The organism is Streptomyces sp. NBC_00316 (genome assembly GCF_036158715.1).
Taxonomy (GTDB): domain Bacteria; phylum Actinomycetota; class Actinomycetes; order Streptomycetales; family Streptomycetaceae; genus Streptomyces.
Genome location: NZ_CP108023.1, coordinates 3,462,739 through 3,484,063 on the forward strand (window position 1 = coordinate 3,462,739; position 21,325 = coordinate 3,484,063).

Consider the following 21,325-nt stretch of genomic DNA (forward strand, 5'->3'; position numbering starts at 1 on the left):
GTATGGACAAGCTCGTGGCCACGGCCGAGGAGGCCCTGGCGGACGTGACGGACGGACGGTCGTTCGCCGTCGGAGGCTTCGGACTGAGCGGTGTTCCGGAGGTCCTCATCGGCGCCCTGCACGCGACCGGGGCGAGCGGCCTCACGGTCGTGTCGAACAACTGCGGCGTCGACGGCCGCGGCCTCGGCATCCTGCTGGCCGCGGGCCGTATCGCCCGGGTCACGGGCTCGTACATCGGCGAGAACAAGGAGTTCGCGCGCCAGTACCTGGCGGGTGAGCTGGAGGTCGAGCTGACACCGCAGGGCACCCTCGCCGAGCGGCTGAGGGCGGGCGGCAGCGGGATCCCGGCCTTCTACACCACGGCCGGCGTCGGTACGCAGGTCGCGGAGGGCGGCCTGCCCTGGCGCTACGCCGCGGACGGATCGGTCGCCGTCGCCTCCCCAGCCAAGGAGGTGCGGACCTTCGACGGCGTGGACCACATCCTGGAGCATGCCATTACCACGGACTACGCGCTGGTCAAGGCCGCGCGCGGGGACCGGCACGGCAACCTCGTCTTCCATCGTGCGGCGCGGAACTTCAATCCGGTGGCCGCGATGGCCGGGCGCGTCACCGTGGCCGAAGTGGAGGAGATAGTCGAGCCGGGACAGCTCGACCCCGACGAGGTCCATGTGCCGGGGGTGTTCGTGCAGCGCGTCGTGGTCCTGACCCCGGAGCAGGCGGCCGACAAGGGAATAGAGAAGAGGACGGTGCGCGAGCGATGAGCTGGAGCAGGAACGAGATGGCGGCACGCGCCGCGAGCGAGCTGCGGGACGGCGACTACGTCAATCTCGGCATCGGGCTGCCCACCCGCGTGGCCGACTTTCTGCCACCGGGCGTCGACGTTGTCCTGCACTCGGAGAACGGGCTGCTCGGCGTCGGACCGTACCCGTCGCCCGACGAGGTCGACGCCGACCTCATCAACGCGGGCAAGGAGACCGTGACCGTCTTGCCGGGAGCCTCCTTCTTCGACTCCTCGCTCTCCTTCGGCATGATCCGCGGCGGCCACATCGACACCGCCATCCTGGGCGCCTTTCAGGTCTCCGTCCGCGGCGACCTGGCCAACTGGGCGGTTCCCGGAAGGATGATCAAGGGGATGGGTGGGGCGATGGACCTGGTTCACGGCGCCCGCCGGGTCGTCGTGCTCATGGACCACATGACGAAGGACGGCAGCTCCAAGATCGTCGAAGAGTGCACGTTGCCGCTCACGGGCCGCGGCTGCGTGGACCGGATCATCACGGACCTGTGCGTGCTCGACATCACCCCGCACGGCCTCGAACTCGTGGAAACCGCACCCGGTGTGACGGTCGATCAGGTCACTGCCCGGACGCCCCTGACCGTCCACCGCCAGCCCGCTGAGGAGCCCCGATGATCGAGCGACCGCGTGACGTGTACATCGTAGACGCCGTCCGTACCCCCTTCGGCCGTTACGGCGGCGCACTGTCGGGCGTACGCCCCGACGACCTCGCCGCCGGTGTGCTGCGTGCCCTCGTCGACCGCAGTCCCGACCTGGACCCGGCGCGCATCGACGACGTGCTGCTGGGCAACGCCAACGGCGCGGGGGAGGAGAACCGCGACGTGGCCCGCATGGCCGTCCTGCTCGCCGGACTCCCGGTCAGCGTGCCCGGAGCCACCGTCAACCGGCTCTGCGGATCCGGTATGGAGGCCGTCATCCAGGCGGCCCGCGCCGTGGCGCTCGGCGACGCGTCCATCGCGGTGGCGGGCGGTGTCGAGTCGATGAGCCGCGCGCCCTGGGTGCTGCAGAAGCCGGAGCGGGCTTTCCCGGCGAAGGACCAGCAGCTTCACTCGACGACACTCGGCTGGCGGCTGGTGAACCCCCGGATGCCCAGGGAATGGACGATTCCGCTCGGGGAGAGTGCGGAACTGGTCGGAGCCAAATACGGCATCACCCGCGCGGTACAGGACACATTCGCGCTGGCCAGCCATCGCAACGCCGCCCGTGCCTGGGGCGACGGTGCCTACGAGGGGGAGGTCGTCCCGGTCGAGGGCGTAGACCTGTCCCGGGACGAGGGCATCCGCGACAACACTTCCCTGGAGGCGCTGGCCGCGCTCAAGCCGGCCTTTCTCCCGGACGGCACGATCACAGCGGGCAACGCCTCGCCCCTCAACGACGGGGCGTCCGCGCTGTTGCTCGCCGACGAGGAAGGACTCGCGGCGATCGGCCGCGAGCCGCTGGCACGGGTACGGGCGGTGGCAGTGACGGGCATCGAGCCGCAGTACTTCGGACTCGGCCCGGTCGACGCGATCCGCAAGGTCCTTGCCAAGGCAGCGGTTGCTCCCGACAGTCTGCACACGATCGAGCTGAACGAGGCCTACGCGGCCCAGGCCCTGGCCTGCCTGGCCGCCCTGCCGGCACTCGACCCGGGCATCGTCAATCCGCGGGGCGGCGCCATCGCCATCGGGCACCCGCTGGGCGCGTCGGGCGCCCGCATCACCGGCGCGGTCGCCCACCAGCTGGCCGCGGCGGGTACGGGTAAGGGCCTGGCGGCGCTGTGCATCGGGGTGGGCCAGGCGCTGGCTCTGGTACTGGAGCGCTGAGAGCCCGTCGAGTGGCCTTCGATCGAAAGGTGAACGGTGCCTTGTGCGTGCGATCACAAGGCGCCGGAAGATCCTCGTAGCGGAGCTACCAGGACATTTCGGCAACGCCGCGAGCGTGCATGCCGGGCGTCGCGAGCCGGGCGCCCATTTTTGTGAGCTCCTCCGAGGACGGTCGGTCCCCCCCTGGCCCGCTCTTGCCCCCGCGCCGACGCTCAGCCGGCTCGGCGGAAGGCGGCCGGGGTCGTGCCGAGCCGGGCGCGCATCACCCGAGTGAGGTGTTCCTGGTGGGAGAACCCGGAGGCGATGGCCACCTCCGGGATCGGGGCAGTACCGGTGCGCAGCAGCCGGCATGCCTGTTCAAGGCGCAGCCGCAGCAGGTACTGGTGCGGTGACTGGCCCGTGCTTGCCCGGAACTGCCGGGTGAACTGGCTGCAGCTCAGTGAGGCCGCGGCGGCGAGGTCCGCGATCGGCAGTGGTTCGCCGCGCCGCTGCTCCATGAGCTCGCGTACGGCGGTGAGTTGCCGGGCGGACAACCCGCACGGCGCGGGCGGGGGCGGGGCCGTGCCGACGTGGTGCCCGTGCACGAGCTGAGCGGCCAGCATGTCGGTCAGGTGGTCGGTGTAGGTGCGGGCCGACGGCTCCCACGAGCGCACCGCGCCCTCCAGGGCGATCATGAGCTGCTCGGCGAGCGGATCCGTTGTGCCGAACTCCTCCGAGAGCTCCACGGGCCGCCCGTCGTTCGCGTCACGCAGCGCCTCGTCCGTGAGGTAGGCGTGGATCGTGTCCAGCTTGCCGCCGAGCTCGACGGCGAGAGTTCGGTCGGCCGGCTGCAGAAAGAGCCCGCCGGCCCCGATCGTGCGTGACCGCGCACCCGCTCCATTCCCGCGTCGCACGGTGACGGGGCCACTGCGGTGCAGGATCAGCAGATGCGTGCGGGCCGGATCGAACGCGGCGCGATACGGCTGCTCCTCCTGAGCGGACAGATACAGCCGTTCCCAGCCCAGCCCGGAGCTGCTGCGCCGCGTCCGTATGCCGGGTCGTCGCAGGATGCCGACCGTGTCGGCCAGACCCAGTTCCGCCATGGCATGACCTCCTCGTAGCACCATTTATTGTTGAACAACAAATCATAAATTGGCATTCCGAGAAGAACCCTTGGCGAACGACGTGAGCCGTCGCCCATCGCTTCCGAGATCGGGAAGCCCCCCACATGCCGATGCCGAGTGGTTACTTGCGCGCTCAAGCACTGCGCCCGTTTGCTTGATCGCGACAAGCGAGGGCAGTCGGTGGAAACGCTCGCGGAACAGCACGACGTGTGTACGCCGGACCCCAACCTCTCAGACAGCCTGCATCTCAGTTCCGGCACGCGCCCGGCCGGAACCTCGCGCCGGCACGTCGGAAACCAGGGGCTCGACCGTGGATAGTCGGCCCCTTTCCGAACTGCACATGTGCCAGATCAGCGATGTGGTGGCATTTCACCGCTACACGTTGAAGCGGAACGTATCCAGGTCGAATCTGACCTGCGGCGGAGCGACGATCACGGCTCTGACCAGGCACTCTGGCGTTGCCTTGCGTTGGCTTTCGACCGGGGTCTACGAGCGTCCTGCGGACTGCCTGCGGACCGCCTGCCCTCCGCAGGCAGTCCGGGCCCACCATCATCGGTTCTCACCGTTCCAGCCTCAGGTCCGGACGGCCGCGCCAGCGGTACGCGAAGGAGCCATACCGGTGGTTCCGTGAGTCCTCGGGTCAGGCCATTGCCTGGGCCGGCTCGCTGGCCGTAGACGCGTCGCCGATGCCGGCGAGGTAGCGCTCGGCGTCCATGGCGGCGGCGCAGCCGGTGCCGGCCGCGGTGATGGCTTGGCGGTAGGAGTGGTCGACGACGTCACCGGCGGCGATCACCCCGGGGATGCCGGTGCGGGTGGTGGGGGCTTGGACGGTGATGTAACCCTCTGAGTCGAGGTCGAGCTGGTCGGCGAAGAGCTCAGTGCGGGGGTCGTGCCCGATCGCGATGAACAGCCCGGTCACGTCCAGGCGGCGGTCTCCTCGGTGAAGACATCGCGCAGCGTCACTCCGGCGAGCATGCCGCTGCTCTCGTGGAGTTCGGCGATCTCACGGTCGAAGGCGAAGGAGATCTTGTCGTCGGCGAATGCGCGGCTCTGCATCACCTGCGAGGCTCGCAGGCGGCTGCGGCGGTGCACGATCGTCACCGAGCGGGCGAAGCGGGTCAGGAAGGTCGCTTCTTCCATGGCGGTGTCCCCGCCGCCGACCACGACGATGTCCCGGTCACGGAAGAAGAAGCCGTCGCACGTCGCGCACCAAGACACCCCGCGCCCCGACAGATCCTCCTCACCCGGCAGTCCGAGCTTGCGGTAGCCGGAGCCGGTGGCGACGATCACCGTCTTGGCGCGGTGGACGGCACCTTCGGAGTCGGTCAGCTCCTTGAGGCCCCAAGGACTACCGCGGCGAGGGCAAGACCGACGCAGAGGACCCGGCGTGATCGCAGGCCAGGATCGCATCAGGTCGGCCGGGTAGCGGTGTCGCGTGTTCGGCGCTCGCCCTGTTCCGCGGTGGGTGAGGTGTCAGGTCGTGCCGAGGCCGTTCAGGAAGGTGGCGGCGACAAGATCGGCGGCCTGCGGAGGTTCCAGGTCGGGGAACCGGTGGGCGACAGTGTCGACGAGTTCGTCCAGAATCGTCCGCGCCCAGGCCGCGTCAACGTCGGCGCGCAGGTATCCCTCGTCCAACGCGCGGCGAATGAAGGCGTCGAGGCGCGCACTCTGCTCCTGTCGGCGGACACGGGCGGCGGGGTCTTTCTGCATCATGAGGCGCGTGTCGACCGGCCATTCGCGGCTGACGGGGATGATCCCCTCCAGGTAGCGGTGGAGGGCGACCGGCAGGGGGGCCTCCACCAGACGGGCTTCGTCCAGAACGCGTTCGGCGGAGTCGAGCTTGGCCTGGAAAACGGCGCTGAGCAGGACTTCACGGTTTGCGAAGCGACGGTGGACGGTGGTCCGGTCCACCCCCGCGGCGCTGGCGATGGCCGCCATGGAGGTGCCAGGGTCCTCGGCCAGGAGTTGAGCTCCGGCATGGAGGACGGCAGTCAGATTACGCGCGGCGTCGGCTCTCATGATTCCGCCATTCTACTCAGGAGCTCCACTTAGATGCCGAGCATCCCATTGTGAGATGCAATACTACTAATTACTGCATCACCCTTGTTGCAATTAAGGCAATTTCGTCTACGGTGGAGTTGCTGTCCCGTTCGGGGTGGTGAACAAGTGACGAAACGAGGCACGCGTCATGGCACGGACTTGGCTGATCACGGGGGGCTCGCAGGGCCTGGGTAAGGCTCTGGTGCTCGCGGCCCTGGAGGCCGGCGACAACATTGTGGTGACTTCCCGCAAACCAGAGGCGCTGGCTTCCCTGGAGGCCGAGCACCCGGACCAGCTGGTGGCGGTGGCGCTGGACGTCACCTCTCCGTCCCAGTCCCGGGACGTGGTGGCCGCGGCGGTGGAGCGGTTCGGATCGGTTGACGTCGTCGTCAACAACGCCGGCTACGCCACCAGCGGCTCGATCGAGGACTTCCCCGAGGACAAGTTCCGCGCGCAGGTCGATGCCAACCTGTACGGCGTGGTCAACATGACCCGGGCGGTCCTTCCTGTCATGCGCCGCCAGCGGTCCGGGCACATCGTGCAGATCTCCTCAATCGGCGGACGTGTGGGTGGTACGCCGGGCCTGAGCGCCTACCAGACCGCGAAGTTCGCCGTCGAGGGGTTCTCCGAGGCATTGGCGAACGAGGTGGCACCGTTCGGTGTCAACGTCACCATCGTCGAGCCGGGCGGCATCCGCACCGGCTGGGCCGCGGGTGCGGCGGAGCCTTCCGGTCCCATAACCCCCGACTACGAGGAGACCGTGGGCCTGTGGCTGGCCCGGTTCGCGGACTACGCCGGCAACGAGCCCGGCGACCCGGACCGCATGGCCCGCGCGATCATCGGCGCCGTGAATGCCGAGGAGCCCCCGCGCCGGCTGCTGCTCGGCAGCGATGCCCTGGGGATCGCAATCAGCTCGGAGGAAGGCCGTCTGGCCGAGGCCAAAAAGTGGGCCGCGGTCAGCCGTTCCACGGACTACCCCACCACCTGACGGCACCGTGCGGGCGCGGCGGCGGGGTGATCGAAGCACCGGTTCCCCGGGCCGCCCGTAGCCCGGACCTCCCGCGTCAACCGACTGCCCCGCTCCGCCGGGTAGGCCACCGATTCCCAGTAGGGACGAGAAACAATGACCAAGACCTTTCTGATAGCCGGTGCCGCCAGGGGCTTGGGCGGCCGTGTCGTCGCGGCGGCGCTCGCCGCCGGCCACAACGTCGTGGCGACCGACCTGGCACCCGTCACGGTGCCCGTCCCCCACGAGCACCGTGACCGGCTGCGCGTACGCGCCCTGGACGTGACCGACCCGGCCTCCGCGCGTGACGCGGTCGCCCACGCGGTCGCCGAGTTCGGAGCCGTCGACGTGCTCGTGAACAGCGCCGGCGTCCGAAGTATCGGCTCGATCGAGGACACGTCCGAGGACGAGTTCCACCGCGATGTGAACGTCAATTTTTTCGGCGCGGTCAACACGGTGCGTGCCGTGCTTCCGGTGATGCGCCCGCGTCGTTCGGGCAGCATCATCAACCTCTCCACCATCGGAGGCCGGCGCAACCAGCCAGGTCTGGGTGCCTACCAGTCGTCGAAGTGGGCGCTGGGCGGGTTCACCGAGATCCTCGCGCGTGAGGTCGGCCCCATCGGGATCCGCGTCACGCTGGTGGAGCCGGGCGGCATCTGCACCCCCTGGGCGGCCGCCCCGATGCCGGTGCCGGACATCCACGACGAGTACGAGGAAACGGTCGGCGCCTTCGCCCGAACCTACAACAACAACCCCGACGTGCAGCGTGGTGACCCGGCCAAGATGGCCGCCGTGATCCTGCGCCTCACCGAGGAGCCAGCCCCGCCGACGCGGCTTCTTCTGGGCTCCGACGCGGCCTGGCTCGCGCCGCAGATCGCCCGGGCACGTGCTGTGGAGGACGCGCAGTGGCGTGAGCTCAGTGTGTCCACCGACCGCGACGGACTCGGCGATTTCGCCGACTCCGCGGTCGCCCAGATGGTCCGCCCACCCGAAAAGGGCTGACCGGGAGCGCTCCACGGGCCGGCCGCCCGGGCCGCGTCCGCCCCTGCCCGACTGCCGGCGACATCACCACAACGAACTTCTGCGCGCTGCTGGGCGCACGCCCCAGAGCGTGCGACCACGACCGACGGCAACGTAGTCCCCGGCCGCACCCGCAGCTCGTCCGCCGGCGCAGCACCGATCGGGGTGCGCACCGGCGATGCGTGCCCCACATCTCCCTCCTTCTTCCTTATCCGCCAATGCACTTGAAGGAATGACAGACATGACTGTGCGCGACAATCTGTACATCGGTGGTTCCTGGGTTTCTCCCAGCGCTCCGGAGCTGACGCTCGACATCCTCTCCCCGCACGACCAGTCAGTGCTCGGCCGCGTGGCGCAGGCCGCGCCGGCCGACGTGGACAAGGCCGTCACCGCGGCCCGCGCTGCCTTCGACCACGGTCCGTGGCCACACACCACGCCGACAGAACGTCAGGAAGTCGTGCGTCGTTACGACGCGCTGCGTACCGCCCGCGCCGACGAGATTGCCGCGGCGATCTCCGCGGAGAACGGTTCCGCCGGCTGGTTCACCAAGGTCGGCCAGCCCTTTCTGACCCGCCAGGTCAACGCCTACCTCAAAGCGGCCGAAGAGTTCGGCTGGGAAGAGGTCGTCGCGCCGTCCGACCCGTCGGTGACCTTCGACACCATCGTGCGCCGCGAGGCAATCGGTGTGGTCGCCGCGGTCATACCGTGGAACTCGCCGTTTTCCGCCGCCACCGCCAAGCTGATCCCGGCCCTGTTGGCCGGTAACACCGTCGTGCTGAAGGTCTCCCCGGAGAACTCGCTGAGCATGGCCCTGCTGGCGGACCTCTGGCATGAGGCCGGCCTGCCCGAGGGCGTGCTCAGCGTCCTTCCGGCGGACCGTCAGACCAGCGAGTACCTCGTCTCGCATGCCGGGGTGGACAAGATCTCCTTCACCGGTTCGACGCGGGCCGGCCGCCGCATCGCCTCCATCGCCGGCGAGCAGCTTAAGCGGGTGGGCCTGGAGTTGGGCGGCAAGTCCGCCGCACTCATCCTGGACGATGCGGACCTCACGGCCGCAATGCAAGGTCTGCGGTTCGGCTCCCTGGGCAACAACGGCGAGGCGTGCATCCTGCAGACCCGCATCCTGGCCCCCCGCAGCCGTTACGAGGAGGTCGTGGCCGCGGTGAAGGAGATGGTCGAGTCACTGAAGGTCGGCGACCCCTCCGCCCCCGACACCTTCATCGGCCCGATGATCCGCCGTGACCAGCAGCAGCGCGTCATCGACTACATCAACATCGGTATCGAAGACGGCGCGCGTCTGGTGACCGGCGGCCCGCACGTCCCCGAAGGCCTGGGGAAGGGCAACTACGTCACCCCCACCGTGTTCGCCGACGTCGACAACAGCATGCGCATCGCGCAGGAGGAGATCTTCGGCCCGGTTCTGGTCGTCATCGCCTACGACTCCGATGACGATGCCGTCCGCATCGCCAACGACTCCGAGTACGGCCTGTCCGGCGGTATCTGGACCTCGGATCCCGACCGCGCCCTGGCCACCGCCCGACGGCTGCGCACCGGCACAGTCACGCTGAACGGATCACCGATCAGCTTCGACGGCCCCTTCGGCGGCTACAAGGCCAGCGGCCTCGGCCGCGAGTACGGCAAGGTCGGTCTGACCGGCTACGTCGAGCACAAGTCGATCACCCGCACCCGGTAGTCACACCCCAGCGGGACGGGCTGCCGGAGAACGAAGGGGCCGTCCCGCATTGCTCCCCGATCTGCCCACCACCCAGGGGCCCGCTCGAAGACCACGGGGGAGCCCCGCCGTCGCAGTCCGGACGGGACATTCGATCCACGCCCTGTAGCCCGGACGGTTCCCCCGACCGAGCAGATCGATTGCACACGGTGCGAGCGTGGAAAACAGCTTGGTGCGACGAACAGTTGTCCCGCCACCCCGGCGAAGCAGCAACCCGCAACGAGTGGGGAACCACCCTGACCCGCAACTGAGCTCTGAACGGTGCGTGGTGGTCCGGACCGCCGGCTCACAACCCCGTACGACCAACCAACAAGGAGTAGAGATGGGCACGGACAACGTCTACGAGCAGGCGCTAAACACCGCAAGTGAACTCTTGGGTCAGCGCCTAGAACTCCCGATGAGCCCCGGCGAACCGGCCTCCGGAGCCGACTTCCGCAAGGTCGCGACGGTGCATGCGTTCGGGGACTCATGGACCCGTACCGCTCTGTCGACGCACGACCGATCCCTGGTCTCCGTCGCCATCGCCGCGACACTGGGCGCGTTCGAACCGCTGCGCGGGCAGTTGCGCATCGCGCTCAACAGCGGCGTCAGTCAAGACGAGATCGTTGACCTCTTCATCCACCTCGCCGTCTACGCAGGAGCGGCCCGCGCCTTCGAGACGTACCAGGTCGCCTTGTCCGTCTTCGCCGAGGACACTTCCTCCAACCCCGTCTGACGCCAGTGGACGTCCTCCAGTCATACCCGAGGGAAACCGCGCCCTGGCCCGGCCCATTGCCGCACTGCCGGCTACCAGCGCATGCCGAGTGCGACGAGTTCGGAGTGCCGCTCCGGCGACAGCTTGTCGGCTCTGCGGCGGGTTTTGTCCACGACATGCCCAACTTGCATGGCACGCCGTCCACTTCCTCGACGTGCTTCCTGGGCACCTGGAGGCTTCCCTCACGGACGTGGACCTGCCGGGCGGCCCGAATGCCGCCCACTTGTCGGCCTGTGTACGGGACGCCTGCGGCTTTTCCTCGGGTGCTGCGGGGCTGAGGTCGAGCATGTTCTCCAGCATCCAGGCCTGCGCGGGAAGCAGGGTGTCCCAGTTCAGGCGCTGCGCCCGGACCCACTTGCCCAGGTCCTCGCCCTGGACCGTCATCTCGCCGGGCCGGCTGAGCAGCGGGGCGCCGGCTTCGAACAGGTCGTGGCAGAGCCGGTAGCAGCGCTGCCAGCCGACGTCCCACGGCGGCCACCACGAGGGGTCGATGTCATCGAGGGCGTCGCGGCGCTGTTCGGACAGCACGCCTGCGATGGAGCCGACCGGCAGCCCCGCCTCCCCGCACTCGTTGATCTCGGCCGCCAGGCGACCGGCCGTCCGCTGGTTTTGGGCCCAGACCCCAACGGGGTATCCGTTCCGGACCGCTGTCGCGGGCGGCAACAGGTGCCCGTGTTCGGCCGCCCACCACGGAGGCGTCGCGAATTTATGGGTTACTTACGGTACTTGGGTTCGTCGATGTGATAGGGGCCGTTTCGATGAGTTGATCGGCCCGATGCGTGCGAAGTTCGAGGCGGTGACTCCGCATCTCAACGAGCGGCAGTGCCGTCTGCTCTATGCGGCGGAAGCGCGGCAACTCGGACATGGCGGGATCGCTTGCTGTTCGCGGAGGCGAACAGGTTCGGCGCCGACTACCGCATGGTGCTGCTTTCGCCGACCGGAGCGGACGTCACCTTTTCCCTCGAAATCAGGATCGGGGTCGACGACGCCGCAACCTCGGCCGCCGCCCACACGCTCATGGTGTCCGGCACGGACTTCTACCCCCGTGATCCCGTCGCGCACGTGGCGTCATCGAGGCCGTATCCACTCTGGCACTCGGTGTGGGCAGGATGGTGTCCATCAACGGGGCGTTCGTCCTCGCAGCCGCCGGGCTCCTGAACGGTAAACGTGCGACCACGCACTGGAAGGCCGCGCACGGGCTCGAGTCACGTCGATCCCGACGCGAACCCCGTCCGTGACGGCGCCACATACACCTCGGCGGGTATGACGGCCGGCATCGACTTGGCGCTGGCGCTTGTCGAAGAGGACCACGGACGCGCTCTGGGCCCCCGAGTGCGGTACCGAGGTTCTGCGGACTGTTACGGACAGCCGTGCGGCCCGACCTGCATCGCTGCAGGTCAGGCCACCTCTGACGACGCGCTCACACGTTGAAGCGGAACTCCACCACGTCGCCGTCCTGCATCACGTAGTCCTTGCCCTCCATGCGGGCCTTGCCCTTCGCACGGGCCTCGGCGACCGAGCCCGTCTCGACCAGGTCCTCGAAGGAGACGATCTCCGCCTTGATGAAGCCCTTCTGGAAGTCGGTGTGGATGACACCGGCCGCCTCGGGGGCCGTGGCGCCCTTCTTGATCGTCCAGGCGCGGGCTTCCTTCGGGCCTGCCGTGAGGTAGGTCTGGAGGCCCAGGGTGTCGAAGCCGACGCGGCCGAGGGTGGCCAGGCCGGGCTCGTCCTGCCCCATGGACTGGAGGAGTTCGAGGGCCTCGTCGTCGTCGAGCTCGATCAGTTCGGACTCGATCTTGGCGTTGAGGAAGATCGCCTCGGCGGGGGCGACCAGGGCGCGCTGCGTGTTCTTGAAGTCCTCGTCGACCAGCTCGTCCTCGTCGACGTTGAAGACGTAGAGGAAGGGCTTGGTGGTGAGGAGGTGCAGCTCGTGCAGGAGCCTGCCCTTCTCCGTGCCGGCGGTGATGCCCGCGTGGAAGAGGGTGTCGCCCGCCTCCAGGATCTTCTGGGCCTCCTCGACCGCCGCGAGGACCGCGACCTTGTCCTTCTGGAGGCGGGATTCCTTCGTGAGGCGCGGGATCGCCTTCTCGACGGACTGGAGGTCGGCGAGGATCAGCTCGGTGTGGATCGTCTCGATGTCGTCCTTGGGCGAGACCTTGCCGTCGACGTGGACGACGTTCTCGTCCTTGAAGGCCCGGATGACCTGGCAGATCGCGTCCGACTCGCGGATGTTCGCGAGGAACTTGTTGCCCAGCCCCTCGCCTTCGCTCGCGCCGCGGACGATGCCGGCGATGTCGACGAAGTCGACGGTCGCCGGGAGCAGGCGCTGCGAGCCGAAGATCTCGGCCAGCGTGTTCAGGCGGGCGTCAGGGACGCCGACGACGCCGACGTTCGGCTCGATCGTGGCGAACGGGTAGTTGGCCGCCAGCACGTCGTTCTTGGTCAGGGCGTTGAACAGGGTCGACTTGCCGACATTCGGCAGACCGACGATTCCGATCGTGAGCGACACGTTGGCGACTTCCTGGAGTAAGGACGGGTGATCCGACTCTCCAGTTTACGGGCGGGGGCAAGCGGGCAGTCACGCGTGCGGTCGCGGGCCGGCCCGCCTCCTGTTCGGCCATGTGGCATCGAACTCACCGCCAAGGTCATTCAAAGGGCGTGTCCAACGCCTCTCCACTCCCGTCCCGCGACCTACGTTGTCCCGGTGGAGCAGCCCAGAACCCGTCCCCCTCAGCACCGGCAGTCGTCGCAGCAGGCCCCGCTGTCCCCGCAGGGCACCCTCGACGACGCATCCACCGTCTACCGGGTGGTGCGCATGCCCGGCGGGCGCACACGACCGGTGCCGCCCGCCGTGCTCGCCCTGCGCAGGCTGCCCAATCCACGGCTGACCGGCATCGGTGCGGGACTGTTCGCCGCCGCCGTCATGTTCGCGCTGGCCTGCCTCGACTGGCTGCTGTTCGATGGCTCGTCGGTCCTGTACGGGGTGCTGTTCCTGCCGGTCAGCGCCCTGACCGCACTCTGGGTGCGGCCCGCGGACCTGGTGACGGCGCCGATCAGCGTGCCGATCGCGTTCACCGTCGGTGTGATTCCGATCGCGGGCGGCACGGGGGGCTTCGGCGGTCAGACGATGGCGGTCGTCACCGCACTCGCCGTCCATGCCGGCTGGCTGTACGGCGGCACGCTCATCGCGGGGGTCATCGCCAGCGTGCGCAAGGTCCGGCTGATGCGGCAGCGCCGTCGGCGGCGGCTGCTGGCTGCTCAGGCGGCGCGCGCCGCACGGACCGAGCCCCCCGCCCGGCCTCCCCAGCGTCCCCAGGCGTGACGCGCGAGGGCGGGAGCGGGACCGTTACCGGCCTGCCGCCGCCATGGCCGCACCCACGATGCCCGCGTTGTTCTGCAGCTCCGCGGGCACCATCTCGGCCCGTACGTGCTCGATCAGCGGCAGGAACTTGTCGGCCTTGCGGCTCACTCCGCCGCCGATGATGAACAGCTCGGGCGAGAACAGCATCTCCAGATGGGCCAGATACTTCTGCACCCGGTGCGCCCAGTGGTGCCAGCTCAGGTCCTCGTCCTCCTTGGCCTTCGTGGAGGTGTGCTTCTCCGCTTCGTGGCCGCCGAGCTCCAGATGGCCGAGCTCGGTGTTGGGTACGAGCTGCCCGTCGATGAAGACCGCGCTGCCGATCCCCGTACCGAGCGTCAGTACGATCACGGTCCCCTTGCGGTCGCGCCCCGCGCCGAACCTCATCTCGGCGATTCCCGCCGCGTCGGCGTCGTTGAGGACGGTCACCGGAAGGCCCAGCCGTTCGCCGAGCAGCCTCCGGGCGTCCTGGTCGATCCAGCCCTTGTCGACATTGGCCGCGGTGCGTGTGACGCCACCGGTGACGACACCCGGGAAGGTGATGCCGATCGGGCCCGACCAGTCGAAATGACCGACCACCTCGGCCACGGAGTCGGCCACGTCCTTGGGCGTGGCGGGCTGTGGTGTCAGTACTTTGTGGCGCTCCTGCGCCAGGTCTCCGCGGTCCAGGTCCACGGGAGCACCCTTGATCCCGGATCCGCCGATGTCCACGCCGAAGATCTGCATGCGATCCACGGTACGGGCTGGCGCCGCGCCCCGCTCCTCTTCCAGGAGCGTGCACCGGTCACCCCGGAGCGAGCAGAACTCGCTCCGGGGCGTACGGAAACGCGTTACTCCGCGGCGAGTGCCGCCGCCTCCGCGCGCAGGTCGCGGCGGAGCTCCTTGGGCAGCGAGAAGGTGATCGACTCGTCGGCCGTCTTCACCGTCTCCACGTCGCCGTAACCACGCTCGGCCAGCCACTCCAGCACGCCGTCCACGAGCACGTCGGGCACCGAGGCACCGGAGGTGAGACCGACCGTGGTGACACCCTCCAGCCAGGCCTCGTCGATCTCGCTCGCGAAGTCCACCAGGTGCGCCGCGGGGGCGCCCGCGTCCAGGGCGACCTCGACCATGCGGATGGAGTTCGAGGAGTTCTTGGAGCCGACGACGATGACCAGCTCGGCGTCCTCGGCCAGCTTCTTCACCGCGATCTGGCGGTTCTGCGTGGCGTAGCAGATGTCGTCGCTGGGCGGCGAGACCAGCTGCGGGAACTTCTCCTTCAGCGCGTCCACCGTCTCCATCGTCTCGTCGACCGAGAGCGTGGTCTGCGACAGCCAGACGACCTTCGACTCGTCGCGCACGGAGACATGGGCGACGTCGTCGGGGCCGTCGACCAGCGTGATGTGGTCGGGCGCCTCGCCGCTCGTGCCGATGACTTCCTCGTGGCCCTCGTGGCCGATCAGGAGGATGTCGTAGTCCTCCTTGGCGAACCGGACGGCTTCCTTGTGGACCTTGGTCACCAGCGGGCAGGTCGCGTCGATCGTGGCGAGCTTGCGCTCGGCGGCCTCGGCGTGGACGGTCGGCGCGACGCCGTGCGCGGAGAACATCACGATGGAGCCCTCGGGGACCTCCGCGGTGACGTCGACGAAGATCGCGCCCTTCTTCTCCAGGGTCTGCACGACGTACTTGTTGTGCACGATCTCGTGACGGACGTAGATCGGGGCCCCGTACTGTTCCAGGGCCTTCTCGACGGCGATCACGGCACGGTCCACGCCCGCGCAGTAACCACGGGGCGCGGCGAGCAGGACACGGCGCGTGGCGCCCTCGCTCGGGGCGGCGGCGGGTGACGGGCTGGACGAAGCAGTCATGCGTCCCATCGTAAGGCCGTACCGAACAGGCGAGGCTTCGACCGGGTCGACAGACTGATCCGTACGCGACGTCCGGCACGTGTACGCCCCGTACGCCACGTACGCGACCGTGTTCATGCGAGCGACGGAGGGGCGATGGCCGACGGCGGCACGACGGGCCGGGCGACACTGCGGCGCACACTCGGGTTCCGGGACCTCGTCGTCTACGGGCTGCTGTTCATCGCTCCCATGGCGCCCGTCGGTGTCTTCGGCACGCTCGACGCGAAATCGGACGGCGCGGTCGCGCTGGTGTATGTCGCGGCGACCGTCGTCATGGCCTTCACCGCGTTCAGTTACGCCCAGATGGTGCGCGTCGCCCCGCAGGCGGGTTCGGTCTTCGCGTATGCGCGCAAGGGGCTCGGGGAGGGGCCCGGGTTCGTCGCCGGATGGATGGCGATGCTCGACTACCTGCTGATTCCGGCGGTCGCCTATCTCTTCTCCGGGATCGCGCTGAACGCGCTGGTCCCGGAGATCTCGCGATGGGTGTGGACGGCGCTCGCGGTGGTCGTGACGACCCTGCTCAACCTCTGGGGGGTACGGGCCGCCGCCCGGGTCGGTTTCGCGGTGCTCGCCATGGAGATCGTGGTGCTGGCGGTGTTCCTGGTGTCGGCCGCGGTCGTTCTCGTGCGGGACGGGGCGCAGCGCGGCTGGTGGACGCCGTTCACCGGTGACTCCGGCTTCTCGCTCGAAGCGGTGCTCGGCGCGGTGTCGGTGGCCGTGCTCTCGTATCTGGGGTTCGACGCCATCGCCTCGTTCGCGGAGGAGGTCACCGGCGGCTCGGAGAAGGTTGCGCGGGCCGTGCTGTTCTGTCTGGTCCTCGCGGGGGTGCTGTTCGTAGCGCAGGGCTATCTGGCGGCGCTGCTGGAGCCGATGACGTCGGCGGAGCTGGCCGCCGAACCGGCCAGGCAGGGGTCGGCGTTCTACGACACGGTCGACTCCGCGGTCGGCACGTGGCTGCACGACCTGGTGGCGCTCAGCAAGGCGATCGGGGCGGCGTTCGCGGCGCTGGCCGGGCAGGCGGCCGCGGGGAGGCTGCTCTTCGCGATGGCCAGGGAGCAGCGGCTGCCCTCGCTGCTGGCCCGGGTCGACCCGCGGTCCGGGGTGCCGCGGACGGCGATCCTGATCGCCGCGGCCGTGACGCTGGTGGCGGCGGTGTGGGCGGCCCGCCGCGACGACGGCCTCGACCATCTGGTGTCCGTGGTCGACGTCGGCGCGCTGACGGCGTTCGTGCTGTTGCACGCGTCGGTGATCGGCTGGTTCGCCGTGCGCCGGATGAACGGGCCGCCCAGCTGGTGGCGGCATGTGCTGGTGCCCGTGGTGGGTGCGGGAGTGCTGGTCGCGGTGATCCTCGCGGCGACGACCAGTGCGCAGGTGGTGGGGGTCTGCTGGCTCGGGGTGGGGCTGGTGGTGCTGGCGCTCCAGTGGGGGCCGCACCCGCCTGCACAACGCCGGTGAGCGGCGGCGGACACCCGGCGGTGCGGAGCCTCCTCGTTGTCGGTGGGGGCCGATACGCTCGCTCGCATGGCTCTCAATACGTCCGCGGAAGCTCCGTTGCCCGTCGGTGAGGTGTCACGGCTCATCGGCGGATGGATCGACCGGCTCGGGGCCGTCTGGGTCGAGGGGCAGATCACCCAGCTGTCGCGGCGTCCGGGTGCCGGCGTGGTGTTCCTGACGCTGCGCGACCCGTCGCACGACATCTCGGTGAGCGTGACCTGCTTCCGGCAGGTCTTCGACCGGATCGCTGATGTGGTGACGGAGGGCGCCCGCGTCGTCGTCCTCGCCAAGCCCGAGTGGTACGCGCCCCGGGGCCAGTTGTCCCTGCGAGCCACGGAGATACGGCCGGTCGGCATCGGGGAGCTGCTGGTCCGGCTGGAGCAGCTGAAGAAGTCCCTGGCGGCCGAGGGGCTCTTCGCCCTGGACCGGAAGAAGCCGCTGCCGTTCCTGCCGCAGTTGATCGGCCTGGTCTGCGGGCGTGCGTCGGCGGCCGAGCGGGACGTTCTGGAGAACGCGCGGCGGCGCTGGCCCGCCGTCCGGTTCGAGGTGCGGAACACGGCGGTGCAGGGCGTGCACGCGGTGAACCAGGTGGTCCAGGCGGTGAAGGAGCTGGACGACCTGCCGGATGTCGACGTGATCATCGTGGCGCGCGGCGGCGGCAGCGTGGAGGACCTGTTGCCGTTCTCGGACGAGCAGCTGATCCGTACGGTGGCCGAGTGCCGTACGCCGGTGGTGTCGGCGATCGGGCACGAGCCGGACTCCCCGCTGCTCGACCTGGTCGCGGATCTGCGGGCATCCACGCCCACGGACGCGGCGAAGAAGGTCGTGCCGGACGTGGGCGAGGAGCTGGACCGCGTGCAGCAGCTGCGGGACCGTGCTCTGCGGACCGTACGGGGTCTGCTCGACCGGGAGGAGCGGGGGCTGGCGCACACGCTGGGCCGGCCCTCCATGCAGCAACCGGAGCGGATGGTGGACGAGCGCGCGGCGGAGGTCGACGCACTGACCGGGCGCAGCCGCAGGGTGCTGGGGCATCTGCTGGACCGGGCGGATTCGGAGCTCGCCCACACCCGGGCGCGGGTGGTTGCGCTCTCGCCCGCGGCGACGCTGGAACGGGGGTACGCGGTGCTGCAGCGGCCGGACGGACATGTGGTGCGCTCCCCCGCCGAGGCCGGGGCGCCGGGCGACGAGCTGCGGGCGCGGGTGTCGGAGGGCGAGTTCACCGTACGGGTGGCCGAGTGACCCCTGCGCCTCCTTCCGGTGCCCTCCCTGCTCCTCCCCGGCCTCCTCGCTGCGGCTCGGAACCTGTCCGGACCTGGCTGTCGTAGCCCACACATAAGGTGGATCACATGACGGACGACGCGACAACGGCAGCTGCCGCCACGGACACGCTCGGATACGAGCAGGCGCGCGACGAGCTGATCGAGGTTGTACGGCGCCTGGAGGCGGGCGGCACGACGCTGGAGGAGTCGCTCGCGCTGTGGGAGCGGGGCGAGGAGCTGGCCAAGATCTGCCGACACTGGCTGGAGGGTGCCCGGGCCCGCCTGAACGAGGCCCTTGCACAGCCCGGGAAGGACGAGCCGGGCGACGCCGGCTGACCTCGGAGGACGAGCCGGGGCACACCGGCCGACCTCGGGTCCGGGGCTCCTGGGGCCCCGCGGACCGGCCCGGTCCGGAATGAATCCTGCACACGTGGCCGTCGACGCGCCCGCCCATGGCCGGCGCGGCCTGTCACGGCATCCGCACGCGTCTGTGGAGTGGATCACTCGGGTCCGGTTTTAGTTGAAAGTTAACCTACCTCTCGGTTACGGTCGCCGCATCGCTTGATCCGCATTTCATTCGGAAGGTAATCCGCAAGATGTCCCTCGCTCTTGACGCCGCCGCCCAGGACCTCCTCTTCCGTGAGGCCCGCACCGCCAACACGTTCACCGACGAGCCGGTCACCGAGGAGCAGATCCAGGCGATCTACGACCTGGTCAAGTACGGTCCGACCGCCTTCAACCAGTCGCCGCTGCGTGTCGTGCTGGTCCGCTCCGACGACGCCCGCGCGCGCCTCGTGAGCCACATGGCCGAGGGCAACCAGCCGAAGACCTCCACCGCCCCGCTGGTCGCGATCCTGGCCGCCGACAACGAGTTCCACGAGGAGCTCCCGGCCCTGTTCCCGCACTTCCCGCAGGCCAAGGACGCGTTCTTCTCCGAGCGCCCGGTCCGCGAGTCGTCCGCCACGCTGAACGCCGCCCTGCAGGCCGCGTACTTCATCATCGGCGTCCGCGCCGCCGGCCTGGCCGCCGGCCCGATGACCGGCTTCGACGCCGCGGGCATCGAGAAGGAGTTCCTCGACGGCGACCACAGCGTGCTGATGGTCGTCAACATCGGCAAGCCGGGCGAGGACGCCTGGTTCCCGCGTTCGCCGCGTCTCGCCTACGACGAGGTCATCACGACCGTCTGATCCTTCCGGTCATACGGAGAAGGGCCCTGGAGCACGCGGTGCTCCAGGGCCCTTCTCCGTATGCCGTGCGCACGTATGCCGTGCGCCCCGCTCAGGAGGTCCTGAGTGCGGCGGCCATCTCCGCCAGCCGCTGCGGCGACGCCGAACCCGTGACGACCGTGGTCGCACCGCCGTCGTGGCGCACCAGGGCGTCGTACTTCGCGCCCTCCCAGTGCTGCCACGTCTCGCCCGCGACCTGCTGCGTGCGCCCGGTGTTCTTCGCGTCCTGGCTGACCTCGGGCACGTACTTCTTCGCCGGGGACGTGGACTGCTCCACCGCGACGTACTTGCCGTCCGGGTCGAGGAAGCCCAGGTGCCAGCCGTTGCCCGACTCGCGCTCGTAACTGACCGAGGTGGGCTTCCAGTCCTTGGACAGACCGGCCGGAGCGGCCACCGGATACGGCGCCGCGCGCCGCGCCGTCAGGAGCTCCACCCGGTAGTCGACCGCCTTGACCGGGTTGGCCTTGTCGTCGTGCGGTACGAAAATGTAGACACCTCCGGCGACGGCGGAGATCACCGCCATCGACAGGAACATGTCCCGCACTGTCTGCTTGCCTCGCTTGCTTGCCACGGGTCCATGTTCGCATTAGGCCCGGCGGACCCGTCCGAGGGGCAGGCACCCTCGACAACCGGCCAGTGGGCCGCTCAAACGTGACCCGGGCTGCTCATATTGTCGCCCTGGCGATAGAGTCACATCACCCTCTTCCGGTCGTCGTCGTACAGAAAGGTGCGCTCCGATGTCCGAACATCATCTGCCGTCTCAGCTCGAGGTCTCCCCGGAGGCCCCCGACCGCAACCTGGCCCTTGAGCTGGTCCGGGTCACCGAGGCCGCTGCCATGGCCGCCGGGCGCTGGGTGGGCCGCGGCGACAAGATCGGCGCCGACGGCGCCGCCGTCAAGGCCATGCGGACCCTCGTCTCCACCGTCTCGATGAACGGCGTCGTCGTCATCGGCGAGGGTGAGAAGGACGAAGCCCCCATGCTGTTCAACGGCGAGCGGGTCGGCGACGGCACCGGCGCCGAGGTCGACATCGCCGTGGACCCGATCGACGGCACGACCCTGAACGCCAAGGGCATGCCCAACGCGATCGCCGTGCTGGCCGCCGCCGACCGCGGCACCATGTTCGACCCGTCCGCGGTCTTCTACATGGACAAGCTGGTCACCGGTCCCGAGGCCGCCGACTTCGTGGACATCAACGCCCCGGTGTCGGTGAACATCCGCCGGGTCGCAAAGGCGAAGAACTCCGCTCCCGAGGACGTCACCGTCGTCATCCTGGACCGCCCGCGCCACGAGGGCATCGTCAAGGAGATCCGGGAGACCGGCGCCCGGATCAAGTTCATCACCGACGGCGATGTCGCCGGCTCGATCATGGCCGCCCGCGAGGGCACGGGCGTCGACCTGCTGATGGGCATCGGCGGCACGCCCGAGGGCATCATCTCGGCCTGCGCCATAAAGTGCCTCGGCGGTGTCATCCAGGGCAAGCTCTGGCCGAAGGACGAGGCGGAGCGGCAGCGCGCGCTGGACGCCGGGCACGACCTGGACCGGGTGCTGTCCACGAACGACCTGGTCAGCGGCGACAACGTGTTCTTCGTCGCGACCGGCATCACGGACGGCGAGCTGATGCGCGGCGTGCGGTACCGCAGCGAGACGGCGACCACCGAGTCGATCGTGATGCGGTCCAAGTCCGGCACGATCCGCAAGATCGACTCGACCCACCGGCTGTCGAAGCTGCGCGCCTACAGCGCGATCGACTTCGACCGAGCGCAGTAGCGCAGACGTCGGCGCAGGTGTGGCACCGCGTGAAGCGGCGCCACACCCCGACAGGCCACGCGCAGGCCGTGTGCAGGCCGCGC

General features: G+C 69.4%; 19 protein-coding genes and 2 pseudogenes. 13 read left to right on the forward strand and 8 right to left on the reverse strand.

Annotation, left to right across the window (positions count from 1 at the left end; all coding sequences use genetic code 11):
• Positions 1 to 2: 2 nt before the first annotated feature.
• From OG878_RS15215 to OG878_RS15225, 3 genes are read left to right on the forward strand one after another with little or no spacing between them, the layout of a single operon-like run.
• Complete coding sequence (locus tag OG878_RS15215) at positions 3 to 761, forward strand: CoA transferase subunit A (protein WP_328887297.1); 759 nt, start codon at positions 3 to 5, stop codon at positions 759 to 761.
• On the forward strand, positions 758 to 1,408 hold the full coding sequence (locus tag OG878_RS15220; RefSeq protein ID WP_328887298.1) for a CoA transferase subunit B: 651 nt from the start codon (positions 758 to 760) through the stop codon (positions 1,406 to 1,408). Before OG878_RS15215 ends, OG878_RS15220 begins: the two co-directional genes overlap by 4 nt.
• The gene (locus OG878_RS15225) at positions 1,405 to 2,595 is read left to right on the forward strand and encodes a thiolase family protein (RefSeq protein ID WP_328887299.1); all 1,191 of its coding nucleotides are present in this window, start codon (positions 1,405 to 1,407) and stop codon (positions 2,593 to 2,595) included. Before OG878_RS15220 ends, OG878_RS15225 begins: the two co-directional genes overlap by 4 nt.
• Before the next feature lie 212 nt (positions 2,596 to 2,807).
• On the opposite strand, the gene OG878_RS15230 is transcribed toward OG878_RS15225, so the two are convergent.
• From OG878_RS15230 to OG878_RS15240, 3 genes and pseudogenes are all read right to left on the reverse strand, one after another.
• Positions 2,808 to 3,677 (reverse strand): helix-turn-helix transcriptional regulator, encoded by an 870-nt coding sequence (locus tag OG878_RS15230; RefSeq protein ID WP_328887300.1) that lies wholly within the window; start codon positions 3,675 to 3,677, stop codon positions 2,808 to 2,810.
• Between the two features lie 661 nt (positions 3,678 to 4,338).
• A pseudogene (locus OG878_RS15235) lies at positions 4,339 to 5,036 on the reverse strand (NAD(P)/FAD-dependent oxidoreductase); the annotation flags it as partial.
• 135 nt (positions 5,037 to 5,171) lie between these two features.
• Positions 5,172 to 5,717: a TetR/AcrR family transcriptional regulator gene (locus OG878_RS15240; RefSeq protein WP_328887301.1), complete on the reverse strand. Its 546-nt coding sequence runs from the start codon at positions 5,715 to 5,717 to the stop codon at positions 5,172 to 5,174.
• Positions 5,718 to 5,886: 169 nt separating this feature from the next.
• On the opposite strand from OG878_RS15240, the gene OG878_RS15245 reads away from it, so the two are divergent.
• From OG878_RS15245 to OG878_RS15260, 4 genes are all read left to right on the forward strand, one after another.
• The gene (locus OG878_RS15245; protein ID WP_328887302.1) at positions 5,887 to 6,726 is read left to right on the forward strand and encodes an oxidoreductase; all 840 of its coding nucleotides are present in this window, start codon (positions 5,887 to 5,889) and stop codon (positions 6,724 to 6,726) included.
• 135 nt (positions 6,727 to 6,861) lie between these two features.
• Positions 6,862 to 7,746: an SDR family NAD(P)-dependent oxidoreductase gene (locus OG878_RS15250; RefSeq protein ID WP_328887303.1), complete on the forward strand. Its 885-nt coding sequence runs from the start codon at positions 6,862 to 6,864 to the stop codon at positions 7,744 to 7,746.
• A 259-nt stretch (positions 7,747 to 8,005) separates the two neighbouring features.
• Positions 8,006 to 9,457, forward strand: coding sequence for an aldehyde dehydrogenase (locus tag OG878_RS15255; RefSeq protein ID WP_328887304.1), 1,452 nt, complete (start codon positions 8,006 to 8,008; stop codon positions 9,455 to 9,457).
• Positions 9,458 to 9,818: 361 nt separating this feature from the next.
• Complete coding sequence (locus tag OG878_RS15260) at positions 9,819 to 10,211, forward strand: carboxymuconolactone decarboxylase family protein (RefSeq protein ID WP_328887305.1); 393 nt, start codon at positions 9,819 to 9,821, stop codon at positions 10,209 to 10,211.
• A 537-nt stretch (positions 10,212 to 10,748) separates the two neighbouring features.
• Here OG878_RS15260 and OG878_RS42270 read toward each other — a convergent pair.
• Positions 10,749 to 10,925, reverse strand: a pseudogene (locus OG878_RS42270) (helicase associated domain-containing protein); the annotation flags it as partial.
• 745 nt (positions 10,926 to 11,670) lie between these two features.
• Positions 11,671 to 12,759: a redox-regulated ATPase YchF gene (gene ychF / locus OG878_RS15265; RefSeq protein WP_328887306.1), complete on the reverse strand. Its 1,089-nt coding sequence runs from the start codon at positions 12,757 to 12,759 to the stop codon at positions 11,671 to 11,673.
• A gap of 195 nt (positions 12,760 to 12,954) precedes the next feature.
• Here ychF and OG878_RS15270 point away from each other — a divergent pair, with 195 nt between their 5' ends.
• Positions 12,955 to 13,572, forward strand: coding sequence for a DUF6542 domain-containing protein (locus OG878_RS15270; protein WP_443049115.1), 618 nt, complete (start codon positions 12,955 to 12,957; stop codon positions 13,570 to 13,572).
• Between the two features lie 24 nt (positions 13,573 to 13,596).
• On the opposite strand, the gene ppgK is transcribed toward OG878_RS15270, so the two are convergent.
• The gene (ppgK, locus tag OG878_RS15275) at positions 13,597 to 14,334 is read right to left on the reverse strand and encodes a polyphosphate--glucose phosphotransferase (protein WP_328887307.1); all 738 of its coding nucleotides are present in this window, start codon (positions 14,332 to 14,334) and stop codon (positions 13,597 to 13,599) included.
• Positions 14,335 to 14,438: 104 nt separating this feature from the next.
• Positions 14,439 to 15,464 carry a 4-hydroxy-3-methylbut-2-enyl diphosphate reductase gene (locus OG878_RS15280; RefSeq protein WP_443049116.1) on the reverse strand — a complete coding sequence of 342 codons (1,026 nt, stop codon included), beginning with the start codon at positions 15,462 to 15,464 and terminating at the stop codon, positions 14,439 to 14,441.
• 126 nt (positions 15,465 to 15,590) lie between these two features.
• Between OG878_RS15280 and OG878_RS15285 the strand changes: the two genes are divergently transcribed.
• The 4 genes from OG878_RS15285 to OG878_RS15300 all read left to right on the forward strand — a co-directional run bounded on the left by OG878_RS15285 (position 15,591) and on the right by OG878_RS15300 (position 19,434).
• A complete protein-coding gene (locus tag OG878_RS15285) occupies positions 15,591 to 16,949 on the forward strand; it encodes an APC family permease (RefSeq protein WP_328887309.1) in 1,359 nt (452 codons plus the stop codon).
• A gap of 66 nt (positions 16,950 to 17,015) precedes the next feature.
• Positions 17,016 to 18,227, forward strand: coding sequence for an exodeoxyribonuclease VII large subunit (gene xseA / locus OG878_RS15290; protein WP_328887310.1), 1,212 nt, complete (start codon positions 17,016 to 17,018; stop codon positions 18,225 to 18,227).
• Between the two features lie 107 nt (positions 18,228 to 18,334).
• Positions 18,335 to 18,583 carry an exodeoxyribonuclease VII small subunit gene (locus OG878_RS15295; RefSeq protein WP_277328128.1) on the forward strand — a complete coding sequence of 83 codons (249 nt, stop codon included), beginning with the start codon at positions 18,335 to 18,337 and terminating at the stop codon, positions 18,581 to 18,583.
• A gap of 260 nt (positions 18,584 to 18,843) precedes the next feature.
• Positions 18,844 to 19,434, forward strand: a complete 591-nt coding sequence (locus OG878_RS15300; RefSeq protein ID WP_328887311.1) for a malonic semialdehyde reductase — start codon at positions 18,844 to 18,846, stop codon at positions 19,432 to 19,434.
• Between the two features lie 91 nt (positions 19,435 to 19,525).
• On the opposite strand, the gene OG878_RS15305 is transcribed toward OG878_RS15300, so the two are convergent.
• Complete coding sequence (locus tag OG878_RS15305) at positions 19,526 to 20,044, reverse strand: DUF4245 domain-containing protein (protein WP_328887312.1); 519 nt, start codon at positions 20,042 to 20,044, stop codon at positions 19,526 to 19,528.
• 166 nt (positions 20,045 to 20,210) lie between these two features.
• Between OG878_RS15305 and glpX the strand changes: the two genes are divergently transcribed.
• Positions 20,211 to 21,242 carry a class II fructose-bisphosphatase gene (glpX, locus tag OG878_RS15310; protein ID WP_328887313.1) on the forward strand — a complete coding sequence of 344 codons (1,032 nt, stop codon included), beginning with the start codon at positions 20,211 to 20,213 and terminating at the stop codon, positions 21,240 to 21,242.
• Positions 21,243 to 21,325: the final 83 nt, after the last annotated feature.

Coding starts and splice junctions, on each gene's coding strand:
- OG878_RS15280 (WP_443049116.1), bottom strand. CDS start 15,464: ATGGGACGCATGACTGCTTCGTCCAGCCCGTCACCCGCCGCCGCCCCG.
- OG878_RS15220 (WP_328887298.1), top strand. CDS start 758: ATGAGCTGGAGCAGGAACGAGATGGCGGCACGCGCCGCGAGCGAGCTG.
- OG878_RS15260 (WP_328887305.1), top strand. CDS start 9,819: ATGGGCACGGACAACGTCTACGAGCAGGCGCTAAACACCGCAAGTGAA.
- OG878_RS15250 (WP_328887303.1), top strand. CDS start 6,862: ATGACCAAGACCTTTCTGATAGCCGGTGCCGCCAGGGGCTTGGGCGGC.
- OG878_RS15230 (WP_328887300.1), bottom strand. CDS start 3,677: ATGGCGGAACTGGGTCTGGCCGACACGGTCGGCATCCTGCGACGACCC.
- OG878_RS15240 (WP_328887301.1), bottom strand. CDS start 5,717: ATGAGAGCCGACGCCGCGCGTAATCTGACTGCCGTCCTCCATGCCGGA.
- OG878_RS15295 (WP_277328128.1), top strand. CDS start 18,335: ATGACGGACGACGCGACAACGGCAGCTGCCGCCACGGACACGCTCGGA.
- OG878_RS15255 (WP_328887304.1), top strand. CDS start 8,006: ATGACTGTGCGCGACAATCTGTACATCGGTGGTTCCTGGGTTTCTCCC.
- OG878_RS15215 (WP_328887297.1), top strand. CDS start 3: ATGGACAAGCTCGTGGCCACGGCCGAGGAGGCCCTGGCGGACGTGACG.
- glpX (WP_328887313.1), top strand. CDS start 20,211: ATGTCCGAACATCATCTGCCGTCTCAGCTCGAGGTCTCCCCGGAGGCC.
- OG878_RS15285 (WP_328887309.1), top strand. CDS start 15,591: ATGGCCGACGGCGGCACGACGGGCCGGGCGACACTGCGGCGCACACTC.
- ppgK (WP_328887307.1), bottom strand. CDS start 14,334: ATGCAGATCTTCGGCGTGGACATCGGCGGATCCGGGATCAAGGGTGCT.
- OG878_RS15300 (WP_328887311.1), top strand. CDS start 18,844: ATGTCCCTCGCTCTTGACGCCGCCGCCCAGGACCTCCTCTTCCGTGAG.
- OG878_RS15225 (WP_328887299.1), top strand. CDS start 1,405: ATGATCGAGCGACCGCGTGACGTGTACATCGTAGACGCCGTCCGTACC.
- OG878_RS15245 (WP_328887302.1), top strand. CDS start 5,887: ATGGCACGGACTTGGCTGATCACGGGGGGCTCGCAGGGCCTGGGTAAG.
- xseA (WP_328887310.1), top strand. CDS start 17,016: ATGGCTCTCAATACGTCCGCGGAAGCTCCGTTGCCCGTCGGTGAGGTG.